Annotated in this window: 1 protein-coding gene; it reads right to left on the bottom strand. The window is 73.0% G+C overall.

Features of this window, described 5'->3' with window-relative positions:
- Nucleotides 1–158 precede the first annotated feature (158 nt).
- Nucleotides 159–1,040 carry an alpha/beta hydrolase gene (locus HLK59_RS50150; protein ID WP_171148349.1) on the bottom strand — a complete coding sequence of 294 codons (882 nt, stop codon included), beginning with the start codon at nucleotides 1,038–1,040 and terminating at the stop codon, nucleotides 159–161.
- Nucleotides 1,041–1,050 lie beyond the last annotated feature (10 nt).

Raw genomic sequence — 1,050 nt, 5'->3', positions numbered from 1 at the left:
GGTGAGGTGCAGGCGGGGCTTGTGGGCCGGGCTTGTGCGCGGGGCTTGTGCGCCGGGCTTGTGCCGGGCCTGGGTTTCTGCGGCCCGGCCTGTGGCGTCTGTGGACCGGCCTTTGGTCGTGTGCGCCGGGTGTACGGCCGGATGGTGCGGCCGGGTGGTCAGGGCTTCTCGGTGGTGTCCCAGAAGTCGGCGACGGCGCGGGCCGTCTCCAGGGGTCGGTCCGTGTTGGGGGAGTGCTCGGCGCCGGGGATCACGGTCCTGCGGGCCCGCAGACGGACGGACATCTGGTCGAGCAGCGGTACCGGCCAGGTGTCGTCGTGCGAGCCGGACAGCACATGGAACGGCAGTGGCACGGCGGCCAGTTCGGCCACCCGGTCCGGCTCCGCGCACAACTGGCGTCCGGTGGCGATGAGTTGGGCGGGCCTGTTGCCCATCCAGCGCCGCCGCAGGTCCTCCCGGTCGTCGAGCCCGGAGTCCAACTCGCCCCCGGTGTCCGTCTCCTCGGGCGCTTCCATGGCCTGGATCGCGTCCCACACCTCCGCCATGCTCATCACGGTCAGCGCGTCCCGCAGCAGCTTCACGCGCTGCTGCTGCGAGCTGGAGATCTGGGCGGGGCCCGAGGACATGAGGGTGAGGGAGCGGAAGGGGCCGGGGTCCAGGAGGACGGCGGCCCGCGAGATCTGCCCGCCGAGTGAGTGCCCGAGGAGATGCACGGGTCCGTCGAGGGCCGCGGCCTGCGCGAGCACGTCCTTCGCCAACTCGTCCTGGGCGTAGGCCGATTCGTCGTCCGCCGGGCCGTCGGACTCGAACTGTCCCCGGCCGTCCACCGCGACCGTCCGGTACCCGCGCGCCGCGAGCGGTACATGCAGCGGGTTGAAGTCCTCCTTGCTGCCGGTGAACCCGGGCAGCAGCAGCGCGGTCCCCCTGGGGGCGACACCGTCCGCCACGGGCGCGTCGACGACGGCGAACTCGCCGCGAGCGGTACGCAGGGAGTGGGCGCGGGCGCCGGGGGGTGGCGCGAAAGTAGGGGGCCTGCTCATGCCATGAGGC

Source organism: Streptomyces sp. S3(2020) (genome assembly GCF_013044505.1).
Lineage (GTDB): Bacteria > Actinomycetota > Actinomycetes > Streptomycetales > Streptomycetaceae > Streptomyces.
The sequence above is the reverse complement of the archived record's forward strand: the minus strand, read 5'-3'. Positions and strand labels throughout refer to the sequence as shown.